Source organism: Pantoea osteomyelitidis, from assembly GCF_044342975.1.
In the GTDB taxonomy this organism is placed as follows: domain Bacteria; phylum Pseudomonadota; class Gammaproteobacteria; order Enterobacterales; family Enterobacteriaceae; genus Pantoea; species Pantoea osteomyelitidis.
The window spans coordinates 1,781,314-1,796,417 of the sequence record NZ_JBGFSN010000004.1; the positions used below are offsets into that span (position 1 = coordinate 1,781,314).

The 15,104-nt window shown below is 56.3% G+C and carries 15 protein-coding genes; 4 read left to right on the forward strand and 11 right to left on the reverse strand.

The window, feature by feature from the left end; translation table 11 throughout:
* Window positions 1-16 precede the first annotated feature (16 nt).
* The 3 genes from ABU178_RS13305 to yfbV all read right to left on the reverse strand — a co-directional run bounded on the left by ABU178_RS13305 (window position 17) and on the right by yfbV (window position 1,799).
* Window positions 17-688 carry a sugar phosphatase gene (locus ABU178_RS13305; RefSeq protein WP_397215550.1) on the reverse strand — a complete coding sequence of 224 codons (672 nt, stop codon included), beginning with the start codon at window positions 686-688 and terminating at the stop codon, window positions 17-19.
* Between the two features lie 13 nt (window positions 689-701).
* Window positions 702-1,196, reverse strand: coding sequence for a YfbU family protein (locus ABU178_RS13310; RefSeq protein ID WP_397215552.1), 495 nt, complete (start codon window positions 1,194-1,196; stop codon window positions 702-704).
* Window positions 1,197-1,346: 150 nt separating this feature from the next.
* Complete coding sequence (yfbV, locus tag ABU178_RS13315; RefSeq protein WP_397215554.1) at window positions 1,347-1,799, reverse strand: terminus macrodomain insulation protein YfbV; 453 nt, start codon at window positions 1,797-1,799, stop codon at window positions 1,347-1,349.
* Window positions 1,800-2,134: 335 nt separating this feature from the next.
* Here yfbV and ackA point away from each other — a divergent pair, with 335 nt between their 5' ends.
* The 3 genes from ackA (at window position 2,135) to ABU178_RS13330 (ending at window position 6,958) form a co-directional block, all read left to right on the forward strand.
* A complete protein-coding gene (gene ackA / locus ABU178_RS13320; protein ID WP_397215555.1) occupies window positions 2,135-3,337 on the forward strand; it encodes an acetate kinase in 1,203 nt (400 codons plus the stop codon).
* An 84-nt stretch (window positions 3,338-3,421) separates the two neighbouring features.
* Window positions 3,422-5,557 carry a phosphate acetyltransferase gene (gene pta / locus ABU178_RS13325; protein ID WP_397215806.1) on the forward strand — a complete coding sequence of 712 codons (2,136 nt, stop codon included), beginning with the start codon at window positions 3,422-3,424 and terminating at the stop codon, window positions 5,555-5,557.
* 138 nt (window positions 5,558-5,695) lie between these two features.
* Window positions 5,696-6,958 carry a 4-aminobutyrate--2-oxoglutarate transaminase gene (locus tag ABU178_RS13330; RefSeq protein ID WP_397215557.1) on the forward strand — a complete coding sequence of 421 codons (1,263 nt, stop codon included), beginning with the start codon at window positions 5,696-5,698 and terminating at the stop codon, window positions 6,956-6,958.
* A gap of 41 nt (window positions 6,959-6,999) precedes the next feature.
* Here ABU178_RS13330 and yfcD read toward each other — a convergent pair whose 3' ends face one another.
* A complete protein-coding gene (gene yfcD / locus ABU178_RS13335) occupies window positions 7,000-7,548 on the reverse strand; it encodes an NUDIX hydrolase YfcD (RefSeq protein WP_397215559.1) in 549 nt (182 codons plus the stop codon).
* A 116-nt stretch (window positions 7,549-7,664) separates the two neighbouring features.
* Entirely contained in the window at window positions 7,665-8,306 is a 642-nt protein-coding gene (gene yfcF, locus ABU178_RS13340) for a glutathione transferase (protein WP_397215561.1), read from the reverse strand.
* 185 nt (window positions 8,307-8,491) lie between these two features.
* On the opposite strand from yfcF, the gene ABU178_RS13345 reads away from it, so the two are divergent.
* On the forward strand, window positions 8,492-9,385 hold the full coding sequence (locus ABU178_RS13345; RefSeq protein ID WP_397215563.1) for a TIGR01777 family oxidoreductase: 894 nt from the start codon (window positions 8,492-8,494) through the stop codon (window positions 9,383-9,385).
* A gap of 35 nt (window positions 9,386-9,420) precedes the next feature.
* Here ABU178_RS13345 and hisP read toward each other — a convergent pair whose 3' ends face one another.
* The 6 genes from hisP to purF form a co-directional block, all read right to left on the reverse strand.
* The gene (gene hisP / locus ABU178_RS13350) at window positions 9,421-10,194 is read right to left on the reverse strand and encodes a histidine ABC transporter ATP-binding protein HisP (protein WP_397215565.1); all 774 of its coding nucleotides are present in this window, start codon (window positions 10,192-10,194) and stop codon (window positions 9,421-9,423) included.
* Window positions 10,195-10,202: 8 nt separating this feature from the next.
* Window positions 10,203-10,919, reverse strand: coding sequence for an ABC transporter permease (locus ABU178_RS13355; protein WP_397215567.1), 717 nt, complete (start codon window positions 10,917-10,919; stop codon window positions 10,203-10,205).
* Window positions 10,916-11,602 (reverse strand): histidine ABC transporter permease HisQ, encoded by a 687-nt coding sequence (locus tag ABU178_RS13360; RefSeq protein WP_397215569.1) that lies wholly within the window; start codon window positions 11,600-11,602, stop codon window positions 10,916-10,918. Before ABU178_RS13360 ends, ABU178_RS13355 begins: the two co-directional genes overlap by 4 nt.
* A gap of 198 nt (window positions 11,603-11,800) precedes the next feature.
* Window positions 11,801-12,583: a lysine/arginine/ornithine ABC transporter substrate-binding protein ArgT gene (gene argT / locus ABU178_RS13365; RefSeq protein ID WP_397215571.1), complete on the reverse strand. Its 783-nt coding sequence runs from the start codon at window positions 12,581-12,583 to the stop codon at window positions 11,801-11,803.
* Between the two features lie 274 nt (window positions 12,584-12,857).
* Window positions 12,858-13,427, reverse strand: a complete 570-nt coding sequence (locus ABU178_RS13370; protein WP_397215573.1) for a UbiX family flavin prenyltransferase — start codon at window positions 13,425-13,427, stop codon at window positions 12,858-12,860.
* Window positions 13,428-13,559: 132 nt separating this feature from the next.
* On the reverse strand, window positions 13,560-15,077 hold the full coding sequence (gene purF / locus ABU178_RS13375; RefSeq protein ID WP_397215575.1) for an amidophosphoribosyltransferase: 1,518 nt from the start codon (window positions 15,075-15,077) through the stop codon (window positions 13,560-13,562).
* Window positions 15,078-15,104 lie beyond the last annotated feature (27 nt).

Consider the following 15,104-nt stretch of genomic DNA (forward strand, 5'->3'; position numbering starts at 1 on the left):
TCTGCGACAGCCGCCGTCAGACCAGCCTTTGTGTGCGCTGGCGAAAGGTAAAGCTGCCGTCCTGCTGCTTATCGACAAGTAAATCTTCCAGCGTCGCCAGCTGCAACCTGACCTCGTTCAGGCGCGGCGCATCTGCCGGGGCGTTGACGGCGATAACCGGGCAGCCCGCATTCAGCCCGGAGAGGATCCCCGCCGCCGCGTCCTCTACCACTACGCAGCTTGCCGCTGCGAGATCCAGCTTCTTTGCGCCAAGCAGATAAGCATCCGGCTCAGGCTTACCGCGCGTGACCTGCTCGGCGGTGATAAACACCTCTGGCTGCGGCAGCCCGGCCGCTTTATGGCGCGCATGGGCGACCGGTATCGAGCCGGAGGTGACGATCGCCCAGGGAATCTGCAGATCATTCAGCCTGACAAGCAGCGCCTTTGCGCCCGGCAAGGCACGTATCCCGTCGGTATCTTCCGCCTCAGCCTGTTCCAGCCGGGTAAACTCGGCCTGAATCGCCGCTTCGGATTGCCCGGCCATAAAGTGTCGCAGTGAAGTGATCGCCTGTTTACCGTGGATAAAGCTCAAAATTTCTTCGGCGGCGATACCGTGGCGTTTTCCCCAGTTACTCCATGCTCGCTCAACCACGGGTAAGGAATCGACCAGAGTGCCGTCCAGATCAAACAAAAAACCTCTACACTTCACGCGTTACCCCTTCTCAGGCATTGATAATCTGCGCGATTTCATTCGCGCTCAAATGGTATTGACGCGGACAAGTTTGCCACAGTGCGAGCATCCGTTGATACTTTTCCCACATCGGCGTTTGCGCGTTAAAACCGTGGGTGCCAGAATCGAACTGGGTATAACGCCCTTCGGTATGCACCATAAAGCGCACATATCCCAGATAAGGCGCTTCGGTCGCCGCATCAAAACCGTGAAAGGTCAGGCGACGCGCATCCAGCCCGGCGGAATCGTTGAGATTGGACCAGGAGACATGCAGCGCATGGTACATCTCCATGATGCGGATGAGAGTGCGACAGGTCTCTTCAGAAAGCTCGCCGAACTCGTGGTCCAGCTCGCGCAGCTGCAGGCCATAGCCGCGTTCAATAATCATCTGGCAACGGCGGTAGCGCTCGGCATTCTCCGGCTCCAGCATCGCCATAATTTTGTACTGATTAGACAGCAGTAAACGTTGTGCAGAAGTCATTTCCATTTTTCGCTCCCGGATCGACAAGACCGCTCAGGTTTTGAACAGAGGGAAATAATCGCACAATGGGCAGAATGCGTGTGTGCCCGCACCACTTTTCTTTGATTTCACCCGGGGTAACAGGCGAATTTTCTGCCCGATTTACCCCGGATAAGCTCAGAGATCGTCGAGAAAGGTTCTGTCCAGCTGCTTAAACGCCCGCTTCAACAGGTCGGCGAGAGATTGATAGGTGGGTTTGCCTTCCAACGGCGCCACGGCCTGCCCCGCTTCCTCCAGCTTTGCCCGCACTTCATGAAACCAGTTCAGCAAAGTGGGCGGCAGCGGCGTGACTGAACGTTTACCCAGCCACCATAGCCCCTGCATCGGCAGGCTACAGGCGAACAGCGCGGTCGCCACGGCAGGTCCAAGCTGACCGCCAAGGGCGATCTGCCAGGTCAGGGTAAACACCGCCAGCGGCGGCATAAAGCGGATGGAAAACCGCGTCGCGGTGCTGACACGATTTTCCGGGAAGATAGGCGCGAGACGCTTATCGTTCGGCCAGGTCTTCATATAGTGCTGTCCACGCTGGAACAGTTTGAACCAGCCTACGTTGTCGGAATTATTCGCCATGGCGGGCCTCAACTAAAACAGTAAAAATTAAAATAAAATGACAACCACACAACTTTACGTGACTTCCTTCAAAAATTTTTGTCTTTAAAGGTGACAGTCGGTATTCTGACGCTATTTAAACAGCCAGTTGATTACTACTGCCCTCGACTTAAAGACGGCCGGGCCATGTTTCGCTAAGCAAATTTCAAAGATTTGCGTAAAATTACCGAAATTTTTTGTGCTCAGACAGCTTTTTGCCTGGCGCATGATGTTTATCATTAATCTACCAGCTTTCATGGGCTACGCTGAAAGTCTGATTGCATTATTTTTAGCCACTTTAAAAAATAGGTACTTCCATGTCGAGTAAGTTAGTACTGGTTCTGAACTGCGGCAGTTCTTCTCTTAAATTCGCTATCCTTAACCCCTCTAGCGGTGATGAATATCTGTCCGGTTTAGCAGAGTGTTTTCATCTGCCGGAAGCGCGCATCAAATGGAAACTGGACGGCAATAAACAGGAAGCGCCTTTAGGTGCCGGTGCCGCACACAGTGAAGCGCTCCATTTCATTGTTAAAACAATTCTGGCACAAAAACCAGAGCTCTCGGCACAAATCGCTGCAATTGGTCATCGCATTGTGCATGGCGGCGAACAGCTTACTCAGTCCGTGGTGATTACCGAAGCGGTGATCCAGGGCATTAAAGACGCCTCTTCTTTTGCTCCTTTGCATAACCCGGCGCACCTGATCGGCATTGATGAAGCGATGAAAAACTTCCCTCATCTTTCTGATAAGAATGTGGCCGTTTTCGACACCGCCTTCCACCAGACAATGCCGGAAGAGTCTTATCTCTATGCGCTGCCGTACAAGCTCTATAAAGAGCATGGCGTACGTCGTTACGGCGCGCACGGCACCAGCCATTACTATGTCTCACGCGAAGCGGCGAAAATGCTGGGCAAACCCATTGAAGAACTGAACGTGATTACCTGCCATTTGGGTAACGGCGGTTCGGTCAGCGCAATCCGCAACGGCATCTGTGTAGACACCTCTATGGGCCTGACGCCGCTGGAAGGCCTGGTCATGGGGACGCGCAGCGGCGACCTCGATCCGGCCATTATCTTTTTCCTGCACGACACCCTGGGTATGAGCGTCGACGCCATCAACAAAATGTTGACCAAAGAGTCCGGTCTGCTGGGCCTGACCGAAGTCACCAGCGACTGTCGCTACGCGGAAGATAACTACGCCAGCAAAGAAGATGCGCGCCGTGCGATGAATGTGTTTTGTCATCGTTTGGCGAAATATATCGGTTCCTACAGCGCCCTGATGGAAGGCCGCCTGGATGCGGTGGTCTTTACCGGCGGCATCGGTGAGAACGCGGCGCTGGCGCGTGAGCTGACGCTGAAGAAACTGGCGCTGCTCGGCCTGGAGGTCGATCATGACCGCAACCTGGCGGCGCGCTTCGGCAAAGCGGGCTACATCAATAAAGAGGGAACCCGCCCGCTGCTGGTGATCCCCACCAACGAAGAGTTGGTGATTGCTCAGGACGCTGCGCGTCTGACTGCATAATGCTTTTCTCCGTCAGCTTCGGCTGGCGGAGTTGTTTTTGACACCCTGCAACACCTGAGAGGTTCTACCGTGTCACGTACTATTATGCTCATTCCGACCGGCACCAGCGTCGGCCTGACCAGCGTCAGCCTCGGCGTAATTCGTGCAATGGAGCGCAAAGGCGTGCGCCTGAGCGTGTTCAAACCGATCGCGCAACCGCGCTCCGGCGGCGAAAAACCGGATCAAACCACCACCATCATTCGCAAAAACTCCTCCATCCCCGCCGCTGAACCGCTGCAAATGACGCGCGTTGAGTCGCTGCTGAGTTCGAACCAGCAGGATGTACTGATGGAAGAGATCATCGCCCGCTACCACGAAAATACCAAAGATGCTGAAGTGGTACTGGTGGAAGGTCTGGTGCCAACGCGCAAACATCAGTTTGCCAGCGCCCTGAACTATGAAATTGCCAAAACGCTGAACGCCGAGATTGTGTTTGTGATGTCGCTGGGCAATGACTCCCCGGCGCAGCTGAAAGAGCGTATTGAGCTGAGCCAAAGCAGCTTCGGCGGCAGAAAAAACAAAAACATTACCGGCGTGATCATCAACAAGCTGAACGCCCCAGTCGATGAGCAGGGTCGTACGCGTCCCGATCTCTCCGAAATTTTTGATGATTCTACCAAAGCCAGCGTGGCGAATATCGATCCTAAACAGCTGTTCGCCAACAGCCCGCTGCCGGTGCTGGGCTGCGTGCCCTGGAGCTTCGATCTGATCGCCACGCGCGCCATCGATATGTGCCGCCATCTGAGCGCCCGCGTGATTAACGAAGGCGAAATCCAGACGCGCCGCGTGAAGTCGGTAACTTTCTGCGCGCGCAGCATTCCGCATATGCTGGAGCATTTCCGTCCCGGCTCGCTGTTGGTAACCTCCGCTGACCGTCCGGACGTGCTGGTGGCCGCCTGCCTGGCTGCGATGAACGGCATTGAGATCGGTGCCATTCTGCTGACCGGCGGCTATGAAATCGACGATCGCATCGCCAAACTTTGCGAGCGCGCTTTCCAGACCGGCCTGCCGGTGTTTATGGTGAAAACCAACACCTGGCAAACCTCTCTCAGCCTGCAAAGCTTCAATCTGGAAGTGCCGGTTGATGATACCCAGCGTATTGAGAAAGTTCAGGAATACGTTGCCAACTATATTAATGCCGACTGGATTGAATCCCTGACGGCGGCCTCTGAGCGCAGCCGTCGCCTCTCACCGCCAGCCTTCCGTTATCAGCTGACCGAACTGGCGCGTAATGCAGGCAAACGCATCGTACTGCCGGAAGGCGACGAGCCGCGTACCGTCAAAGCGGCGGCCATCTGCGCCGAACGCGGCATCGCGACCTGTATCCTGCTGGGTAATCCGGATGAGATTAAGCGCGTCGCGGCGGCGCAGGGCGTCGAGCTGGGCAGAGGCATCGAAATCGTCGATCCGGAAGTGGTGCGTGAAAATTACGTTCCCCGCCTGGTCGAGCTGCGCAAAAGCAAGGGCATGACCGAAGTGGTGGCCCAGGAGCAGCTGGAAGATAACGTGGTGCTGGGCACCATGATGCTGGAGCGCGGCGAAGTGGATGGCCTGGTATCCGGCGCGGTGCATACCACCGCGAATACCATTCGTCCGCCGCTGCAGCTGATCAAAACCGCGCCAAACAGCTCGCTGGTGTCGTCAGTGTTCTTTATGCTGCTGCCGGAACAGGTGCTGGTGTATGGCGACTGCGCTATTAACCCGGATCCTACCTCTGAGCAGCTGGCGGAGATCGCCATCCAGTCCGCCGATTCAGCGCAAGCGTTCGGCATCGACCCGCGCGTGGCGATGATCTCCTACTCTACCGGCAATTCCGGCGCCGGCAGCGACGTGGAAAAAGTGCGTGAAGCGACGCGCATTGCGCAGGAAAAACGTCCCGATCTGGTGATTGACGGTCCTCTGCAATATGACGCCGCGATTATGGAAGACGTGGCGAAATCAAAAGCGCCCAACTCGCAGGTGGCAGGCCGCGCCACGGTGTTTATCTTCCCCGATCTCAACACCGGCAACACCACCTATAAAGCGGTGCAGCGTTCCGCCGACCTGATTTCTATCGGACCGATGTTGCAGGGTATGCGCAAGCCGGTAAACGATCTGTCACGCGGCGCGCTGGTCGACGATATCGTCTATACCATCGCGCTGACGGCCATCCAGTCTCAGCAGGCGGAAGATAACGCCTGATCCCTTCAGGCCGGACCACGCGTCCGGCCTTTTCGCTTCCGCTGCCGTTTGCGCTTTTCCTCTTTCTTTGCCAATACTCATCCTGTGCCCTGCGCTTTTATACTCTGTTAACAAGCAATCATCAGGACGAGGTCGATCATGAGCAGTGAGACAGAACAACGCCGACTCGCCGCCACCCCGCGTGGCGTGAGCGTTATGTGTGATTTCCTGGTCGCCGGGGCGGAAAACGCTACCTTATGGGATGAACAGGGGCGCGAGTATACGGATTTTGCCGCGGGCATCGCGGTGCTGAATACCGGCCATCGTCATCCTGACGTTATTGCCGCGGTACGCGAGCAGCTGGATAAGTTTACCCATACCGCGTTTCAGGTCTTGCCTTATGAGAGCTATCTGACGCTGGCGGAAAAACTAAACCAGCGCGCGCCCATTCAGGGCGCAGTGAAAACCACCTTTTTTACCACTGGGGCAGAAGCGGTAGAAAACGCGGTGAAGATTGCGCGCGCCGCCACCGGTCGTCCGGGCGTGATCGCCTTCAGCGGCGCGTTTCACGGCCGCACCCAGATGACGCTGGCGCTGACCGGCAAGGTCGCGCCTTACAAGCAGGGATTCGGCCCTTTTCCCGGCTCCGTCTATCATGCGCGCTATCCCAATGCGCTGCATGGCGTGAGCGTGGCGGATGCGCTGGAAAGCATTGAAGAGCTGTTTCGCGTCGATATCAGCCCACAGCAGGTAGCGGCTATCATCTACGAGCCTGTCCAGGGAGAAGGCGGCTTTTACGTTGCGCCCGATGAGTTTGTCCGCGCGCTGCGTCAGCTGTGTGATAAGCATGGCATTCTGCTGATCGCGGATGAGATTCAGTGCGGTTTTGCCCGCAGCGGCAAACTCTTCGCCAGCGAATATGTGCCGGATGTGCGACCTGATTTGATGACGCTGGCAAAAGGGCTTGGCGGCGGACTGCCGCTGTCGGCGGTATGCGGTCGCGCAGAGGTCATGGATGCGCCCGCGCCCGGCGCGCTGGGCGGCACCTATGCCGGCAATCCGCTGGCGATTGCCGCCGCGCTGGCGGTATTGCAGGTGATCGACAACGAACAGCTTTGCCAACGATCCGACAGGCTGGGGACGCAGCTCACCGAGACGTTACGCGCCTGCGCCCATCCGCGGCTGGCCGAAATTCGCGGGCGCGGATCGATGATTGCGGCGGAGTTTTGCGATCCTGACACGGGCCAGCCGGACGCGCAGCTGGCACGTGAGATTCAACAGCAGGCTCGGCAGGAGGGTTTACTGCTGCTGACCTGCGGGGTATATGGCAACGTAATCCGTTTTCTCTATCCGCTCACCATTCCCGATGCGCAGTTCAGCCGTGCGCTCGCACTGCTGGAAACGATTCTCAGAAGGGTTTAAACAGAGAGGGTCAGGGCAAGGCTTGCCCTGACCAACAGGCGTTATTCGGTAGCGGGTTCGGCGCTCATGCGGTTGGCTTCGCTGTTACGGCTCAGCCACAGGGAAAGGGCCTTCAGCGAGTCATCGGTAAATTCATCGCAGCGCGCCGTAATCTCTTCCGGCGTCATCCAGAACACTTCATCGACCTCTTCTTCCTGCATCGCAAAAGGACCGTGATAGACGCAGCTGAATAAGCCGCCCCAGACGCGACAGTGTTCATCTTCGAAATAGAATTTGCCGTGCTCGGCAAAAGGCACATCGGCGATACCCAGCTCCTCTTCCGCTTCCCGGCGCGCCGACTCCAGCATCTCTTCACCGCTCTGTACAACGCCGCCCGCTGTGGCATCCAGCTTGCCGGGCATAAAGTCTTTGATTTCAGTACGGCGTTGCACCAGGATTTTCCCCATGCCGTCATGCACCACAATATAAGTGGCGCGGTGACGCAGGCATTGAGCGCGCATCTGCGCCCGGCTCGCCTGCGCAATGACCTCATTTTCTTCGCTGACGATATCGACCCATTCGATGTCACCACCCGCCGTTTGATCAACCATCCGAAACCCTTTTCTGTTCTGGCGCGTTATCGCGCACCGTTGTATGCCACGTCATCATTATTTTGTGACGTAAGGTAATAACTTCTGCTGTCAGGGGCAAGCGATGCCGTTTCGCCTCAGCGTTTTTTACCCGATTCCGCCAGCCAGAGCTGAACAGAGGCGCGCTGCCACTGAAATTGGGCATAGTTCAGCAGATTCGCCGGTAAAAAATCACCATGTAGCGCCAGGCGGTTAAGCATTAACGCCAGATCGGTATCGACAATAGACCATTCATTGAAAAGATTTTGCTGCCCTTCCGGTAACAGGCGCAGCGTGGCATGAATAAGTTTAGCGGCAGATTGCTCCGCTGCCGCTGAGAGAGGCGGAAAGGTTTCTCCGGCGAACAGCACTTCCGTTGGCCGCTCCTGGCGAATCGGCAGCAGATCGCTGCGTAGCCAGGCCTGTAGCTCGCGCGCCCGGGCGCGTTTCTCGCGATCGCGCGGATAGAGCCGCTCATACTCCGGCGCGGGAAACCGCTCTTCCAGATACTCTTCAATCGCGCTGGACTCATTGAGAAAGAAATCGTCAATCTGCAGCAAAGGAACCCGCCAGGTCAGCGAAAGCTCGCGATATTGCGCCTCATGCTGCTCTTCGCGCAACAGATCGATACGCTTCAGGGTAAAAGGAATGCCTTTTTCCGTCAGCGCAACATACACCGACATCACATAGGGACTAAAGAACGAAGAATCGGACCACAGGGTTATGCTCGGGTAGTTCATCTGCCACCTCACTGGCTCTCCGGGTTGCATCATCTTTACCGATTTTTTTTTCACAAGGCAATGCCCGTCTGACGGGAGTTTTAACTTGCTCCTGATTCGCCAGCCGCCCGTGGATACCACGCTACAACCTGACTTCTCTTCTATGCTGAAACTGAGTGGATAAAACAACCATAAGGAGACTCACGATGCATATTTTACTCACCGGCGGAACCGGCCTGATTGGCCGCCATCTTATCCCGCGCCTGCTGCTGCTGGGCCATCAGATCAGCGTAGTGACCCGTGACGTCGCCAGCGCGCGGGATAAGCTGGACGCGCGCGTATCGCTCTGGTCCGGTCTGGCGCAGCAGCACGATCTCAACGGGATTGACGCGGTGATCAACCTGGCGGGCGAGCCTATCGCCGACAAACGCTGGACGGCGCAGCACAAGCAGCAGCTGTGCGAAAGCCGCTGGCAGATCACGGAACGCATCGCCTCGCTGATCAATGCCAGCAGCGCCCCGCCTGCGGTACTGATTTCCGGCTCCGCCACCGGCTTTTATGGCGATACCGGCGATCTGGTGATGACCGAGGAGGATCCCGGTCATGAGGAGTTTACGCACACACTCTGCGCGCGCTGGGAGCAACTGGCGCTCAGCGCCCAGAGCGCGCGCACCCGCGTCTGCCTGCTGCGCACCGGCGTGGTGCTGGCGAAAGAGGGCGGCGCGCTGAGTAAAATGAAGCTGCCCTTTAAGATGGGCATCGGCGGTCCGATCGGCAGCGGCAAGCAGTACATGCCATGGATTCATATCGACGATATGGTGAACGCGATTCTCTGGCTGCTGGATAATGAAAATCTGCACGGGCCGTTTAACATGGTGTCGCCCTACGCGGTGCGTAATGAGCAGTTTGCCGCAATGCTCGGCCACGCCATGCATCGACCCGCCTTTATGCGCACCCCGGCCAGCGCCATCAAAATGATGATGGGCGAATCAGCGGTGCTGGTACTGGGCGGTCAGCATGTGTTGCCGAAACGACTGGAGGCGTCAGGCTTTGGCTTTCGCTGGTATCAGCTGGATGAGGCGTTGGCGGATGTGGTCTGAAGTGTGGCCGCGCGAGGCGGCCACAGCGAGGCAGGTTACTTCAACGAGCCAGACAAAAACTGCTGCAGGCGCGGGCTTTTCGGATTACCGAACACCTCTTGCGGCGCACCCTGCTCTTCAATTTTGCCCTGATGCAAAAAGATAACGTGGCTGGAAACATGGCGGGCAAACTCCATCTCATGGGTCACTACCACCATGGTTTTCCCCTCTTCCGCCAGCTTCTGCATGATGCGCAGCACCTCGCCCACCAGTTCAGGATCGAGCGCTGAGGTCGGTTCGTCAAACAGCAGCACTTCTGGCTCCATCGCCAGGGCGCGGGCGATGGAAACGCGCTGCTGCTGCCCGCCGGAAAGGTGTACCGGATATTTCACCCGCGCGCGCTCATCAATACCCACTTTTTCCAGATATTTAATGGCACGTTCGCGCGCTTCATGTTTGCTCAGGCCCAGCACCTGAATTGGCGCTTCCATCACGTTCTCCAGCACCGTCATATGGCTCCAGAGATTGAAGTGCTGAAACACCATGGTCAGTCTGGTACGCAGCGAGCGCAACTGCTCTTTATCGGCAACTTTCAGCTGGCCGTCCGTGTCGCGCACCAGGTGGATATTTTCGTTATTGACGTTAATCGAGCCTTCGCTCGGTTTTTCCAGGAAGTTGATGCAGCGTAAAAAGGTGCTTTTTCCTGAACCGGACGAGCCAATAATACTGATGACGTCGCCGGCGTCAGCATGCAGCGATACGCCTTTCAGAACCTCATGTTCACCATAACGCTTATGCAGTTCGGTAACGCTTAACTTATTTTCAGCCATATTCATACTCAATGGGACGATGAGGGTTTCAGGTGCGCCAGCCAGCGGCGCTCCGCCAGGCGGAACAGGCTAATCAACACGTAAGAGATAATCAGATAAAGCACGGCGGCGATACCGAAGGCGGTGAACGGCTGATAAGTCGCCGAGTTAATATCACGCGCCACCTTTAACAGATCCGGCACCGTGGCGGTAAAGGCCAGCGCCGTGGAGTGCAGCATCAAAATCACTTCGTTGCTGTAAACCGGCAAGGCGGTGCGCAGCGCGGAAGGCAGGATAATGCAGCGGTAGAGCTTAAAGGTGGAGAAACCATAGGCGCGTGCCGCCTCAATTTCCCCGTGCGGCACGGAACGAATCGCTCCGGCGAAAATTTCGGTGGTATAGGCGCAGGTGTTCAGGGTAAACGCCAGCAGCGTACAATTCAGGCCGCTGCGGAAAAAGGCGTTCAGCAGTTCCGACCCTTTCACCACTTCCAGCGTATACATGCCGGAGTAGAACACCAGCAGCTGGACGTAAAGCGGCGTGCCACGAAAGATGTAGGTAAACAGCCAGACCGGGGTGCTAACGAATTTATTGGGCGAGACGCGCGCAATGGCCAGCAAAACCGCAAGGCAACCGCCCAGCACCACAGAAATAATCAGCAGCCAAAGGGTAATGGCGAGACCGGTAAAGCGGTAGCCGTCGGTCCAGAGCAGCGCTTTCCAATATTCCTGAATAATATCAATCATAGCTCTGCCCTTTTCACTCCAACCGAGTAGCGGCGTTCAAGCCACCACAACACGCCGTTCGACAGCGTGGTAAACACCAGATAGATCACACCCGCCACAATGGCGAAGTAAAATGGCTGCCAGGTACTTTTCCCGGCCAGCTGCGTGGCTTTCACCACATCTTCCAGACCGAGCAGGGAGACCAGCGCCGTGGCTTTCAGGATCACCTGCCAGTTGTTGCCGATGCCTGGCAGCGCATAACGCATCATGGCCGGGAAAAGGATGCGGCGGAATACCTGCGAACCGGTAAAGCCGAAGGCGGTTGCCGCTTCGATCTGCCCCTTTGGCACCGCGAGGAACGCACCGCGAAAGGTTTCGGTGAAGTAGGCGCCATAGATAAAGCCGAGCGTAATGATACCGGCCACCATCGGATCGATATCGAACTGGTTAAGGCCCAGAGCGTCGGTAAGCTGGTTCAGGGCGATCTGCAAACCGTAAAAAATCAGCAGCATCAGGACCAGATCGGGCACACCGCGAATCAGCGTGGTGTAGCCTTCAAACAACATCGCCAGCGGGCGATTGCGCGACAGTTTTGCGCCCGCGCCAATCAAGCCGAGGATAACCGCCAGCAGCACGGAGCTGAGGGCCAGCTCCAGCGTGACCAGCGTGCCTCTCAAAATGACGTCAGAATAGCCATACAGCATGGAATTGATCCTGTCGTGGGGAATAAATGAAACGCTGCCCTGTCATCCCGGGCAGCCCTGACTAAATCATTCGAGTCGCAGGAAGGCGGCAAGCTCAGGCATCGCCGGGCGCTTACTCTGGTAAGCGACCGGGGGTGAATAAGCGCAGCCAACACCCTGCGGCTCGAAAGATGACGATCAGGGGACGACAGGTTTTACTCAGTCACCGTATACATTGAAATCAAAATACTTCTTCGCAATTTTGTCGTAGGTGCCATCTTTGCGCATCGCTTCGAACGCTTTGTCGATCGCCGCTTTCAGATCGCTGTCCTCTTTACGCAGGCCCATACCGGTGCCCACGCCAAAGATTTTGTCATCTTTGACAGCCGGACCGGCAAAGGCATAGTTTTTGCCAACCGGCTGTTTCAGGAAGCCTTCGCTCGCCTGCACTTCATCCTGGAAAGCGGCATCGATACGGCCAGCGTCAAGATCCTGATAAACCAGATCCTGGTTGGCGTAAGGCGTCACGTTAATGCCCTTCGGACGCCAGTATTGATTGGCGTAGGTTTCCTGCGTGGTGCCCTGCAACAGACCGATGTTTTTGCCTTTCAGCGACTCCAGGGTCGGCTCGATTTTTGAACCCTTCGGCGCAACCAGACGGGCATTAGCGGCGTAGAGCTTGTCAGAGAAAGCGATCTCCTGCTGGCGCTTTTCGGTAATCGAGAGCGAAGAGATGATGGCGTCGATTTTTTTCGCTTTCAGCGATGGGATCAGCGCATCGAAATCGCTTTGCACGTAGGTGCACTTGGTCTGAATGCGTTTGCAGATCTCGTTCGCTAAATCGATATCAAAACCGACTAATTCTCCTTGCGCGTCCTTGGATTCAAACGGCGGGTAAGTGGGATCGGTCCCGATGCGCAGCGTTTGCGGCACCGCAGCGAAAACACTCGCGGCGCTGGTCATTGCCAGCATCAGAGAAAGAGCCAGAACTCGCTTTTTCATAGGTTACCCTCAAGTAAAGTGCTTATTGTTATGTAGTACGTGATGTGATTGCGCTGAATAATTTGCATGTTTCATGCCAGTTCTGCAAGTTAACGGTGCAATTAATTAGCTTACTAAGCGATGCGTAAATATCGCTGCGCGTCGCTTGTTTGTGATGGAAATATAACAGGAGTGTCACTCTGAAAAAGCGGTGATGTTAACTTTTGGTGCATAAGATGCACGAAGAGTGATCCGGTGCGCCATAGCGCACCGAAATGGTGCAATGGGGTTGGGGTTATGCACCCTGCCAGCGCGTAAAAAGATCTTGTGGCAGGTCGATGTCAAACTGATCCAACACGCGATTGACGGTCTGATCCACCAGCTCGCCGATATTTTGCGGACGATGATAAAACGCCGGTACCGGCGGCATAATCACCGCGCCCAGCTCTGCCGCCGTGGTCATCATACGCAGATGCCCCAGATGCAGCGGTGTTTCGCGCACGCACAGCACCAGCTTACGCTGCTCTTTCAGCACCACATCGGCGGCGCGGGTCAGCAGACTGTCACTGTAACTGTGAACGATGCCGGAAAGGGTTTTCATCGAACAGGGCAGGATCGCCATGCCGGCGGTTTTGAACGAGCCGGATGAGATGCTGGCGGCGATATCACGCACATCATGCACCACATCGGCCAGCGTCTGCACATCACGCAGGCTGTAGTCGCTCTCCAGCGCCAGCGTTTGCCGCGCAGCCTGACTCATCACCAGATGGGTTTCCACCTCCGCTACGTTCTGCAAAACTTGTAGCATGCGTACGCCATAAATCACGCCGCTGGCGCCGGAGATGCCAATGATGAGTCGTTTCATAGATAAACCTTGCAGGAAATAAAGCAGCAATCATAACGCGGGATGGCGGGAAATGTTGCCGGGGAGAGGAATTTTGCAAAAAAAGAGGGCGGGTTTAGCGCCCGCCCTCTGTTTTGTCTGACACGTCAGCTGTTAGCCTTCGTTGTGCAGCTCAAGATTTTCCACTTCGTTCTGACGCGCAATCGCTTTGGCATCGTCATTACGCAGCGACTCAAGATACTCAAGGTAGCGCTGGTCCACGTCTTTGGTGACGTAAACGCCGTTAAACACCGAACATTCAAACTGGGCAATATCCGGATTCTCTTCGCGTACCGCCTCGATCAGATCGTCCAGGTCCTGGAAAATCAGTGCGTCAGCTTTGATCAGCTGGCAAATTTCGTCCACTTCGCGACCGTGCGCAATCAGCTCCGTCGCGCTTGGCATGTCGATGCCGTAAACGTTCGGGAAACGAATTTCCGGCGCAGCCGAGGCGAGATAAACACGTTTTGCCCCGGCCTCGCGCGCCATCTCAATGATCTGCTCAGAGGTGGTGCCACGCACAATAGAGTCATCCACCAGCAGCACGTTCTTGTCGCGGAACTCGGCGCGGTTGGCGTTCAGCTTACGGCGAACCGCGCTGCGGCGCAGCTGCTGGCCCGGCATGATAAAGGTGCGGCCCACATATCGGTTCTTCACAAAGCCCTGACGATACGGCTTGTCGAGAATACGCGCAATCTCCAGCGCCACATCGGTAGAGGTTTCCGGAATCGGGATAACCACGTCGATATCGAGATCTTCCCACTCACGCGCAATCTTCTCGCCCAGCTTGGTACCCATACGAACACGGGCGCTGTAGACGGAGATCTTGTCGAGGAAAGAGTCCGGGCGGGCAAAATAGACATACTCGAACAAGCACGGGTTGCTTTTCGGGTTCTCGGCGCACTGGCGCGTGAACAGCTGGCCTTTTTCGGTAATGTAAACGCCTTCGCCCGGCGCCACGTCACGGATAAACTCGAAGCCCAGGGTATCGAGCGCCACGCTCTCGGAAGCCACCATGTACTCAACGCGGCCATCTTTCAGCGTACGTTTACCCATTACCAGCGGGCGGATGCCGTTCGGATCGCGGAAGGCAACCATGCCGTGACCGATGATCATCGAGACCACAGCGTAAGCGCCGCGCACCTGCTGATGCACCGCCGCCACGGCGGCAAAAATGTTATCGGCTTCCAGCGGGTAGTGCTGAAAGCGGTCCAGCTCCTGCGCAAAAATGTTGAGCAGGATTTCGGAGTCTGAGGTGGTGTTAACATGACGGCGGCCGCTTTCAAACAGCTGCTTGCGCAGCTGATGCGCGTTGGTCAGGTTACCGTTGTGCGCCAGCGTAATCCCGTACGGGGAGTTGACGTAAAACGGCTGCGCTTCGGAGGCGCTTGAGCTGCCTGCGGTGGGATAGCGCACGTGACCGATGCCCATATTGCCCTGCAAACGCTGCATGTGGCGTGCTTCGAAGACGTCGCTGACCAGGCCGTTCGCCTTGCGCAGACGAAAGCAGTTAATCGCATCGATGGTACAAATGCCTGCGGCATCCTGCCCACGGTGCTGAAGCACCGTTAACGCGTCATAGATCGACTGGTTGACCGGCATAAAACCGGTGATACCAACAATACCGCACATGTTGTCATTTCCTCATTAAGCCGCACT

Excerpts from the sequence above, each read along its gene's own strand:
- ABU178_RS13310 (WP_397215552.1), bottom strand. The coding sequence starts at position 1,196 with ATGGAAATGACTTCTGCACAACGTTTACTGCTGTCTAATCAGTACAAA.
- yfbV (WP_397215554.1), bottom strand. The coding sequence starts at position 1,799 with ATGGCGAATAATTCCGACAACGTAGGCTGGTTCAAACTGTTCCAGCGT.
- ackA (WP_397215555.1), top strand. The coding sequence starts at position 2,135 with ATGTCGAGTAAGTTAGTACTGGTTCTGAACTGCGGCAGTTCTTCTCTT.
- pta (WP_397215806.1), top strand. The coding sequence starts at position 3,422 with ATGCTCATTCCGACCGGCACCAGCGTCGGCCTGACCAGCGTCAGCCTC.
- ABU178_RS13330 (WP_397215557.1), top strand. The coding sequence starts at position 5,696 with ATGAGCAGTGAGACAGAACAACGCCGACTCGCCGCCACCCCGCGTGGC.
- yfcD (WP_397215559.1), bottom strand. The coding sequence starts at position 7,548 with ATGGTTGATCAAACGGCGGGTGGTGACATCGAATGGGTCGATATCGTC.
- yfcF (WP_397215561.1), bottom strand. The coding sequence starts at position 8,306 with ATGAACTACCCGAGCATAACCCTGTGGTCCGATTCTTCGTTCTTTAGT.
- ABU178_RS13345 (WP_397215563.1), top strand. The coding sequence starts at position 8,492 with ATGCATATTTTACTCACCGGCGGAACCGGCCTGATTGGCCGCCATCTT.
- hisP (WP_397215565.1), bottom strand. The coding sequence starts at position 10,194 with ATGGCTGAAAATAAGTTAAGCGTTACCGAACTGCATAAGCGTTATGGT.
- ABU178_RS13355 (WP_397215567.1), bottom strand. The coding sequence starts at position 10,919 with ATGATTGATATTATTCAGGAATATTGGAAAGCGCTGCTCTGGACCGAC.
- ABU178_RS13360 (WP_397215569.1), bottom strand. The coding sequence starts at position 11,602 with ATGCTGTATGGCTATTCTGACGTCATTTTGAGAGGCACGCTGGTCACG.
- argT (WP_397215571.1), bottom strand. The coding sequence starts at position 12,583 with ATGAAAAAGCGAGTTCTGGCTCTTTCTCTGATGCTGGCAATGACCAGC.
- ABU178_RS13370 (WP_397215573.1), bottom strand. The coding sequence starts at position 13,427 with ATGAAACGACTCATCATTGGCATCTCCGGCGCCAGCGGCGTGATTTAT.
- purF (WP_397215575.1), bottom strand. The coding sequence starts at position 15,077 with ATGTGCGGTATTGTTGGTATCACCGGTTTTATGCCGGTCAACCAGTCG.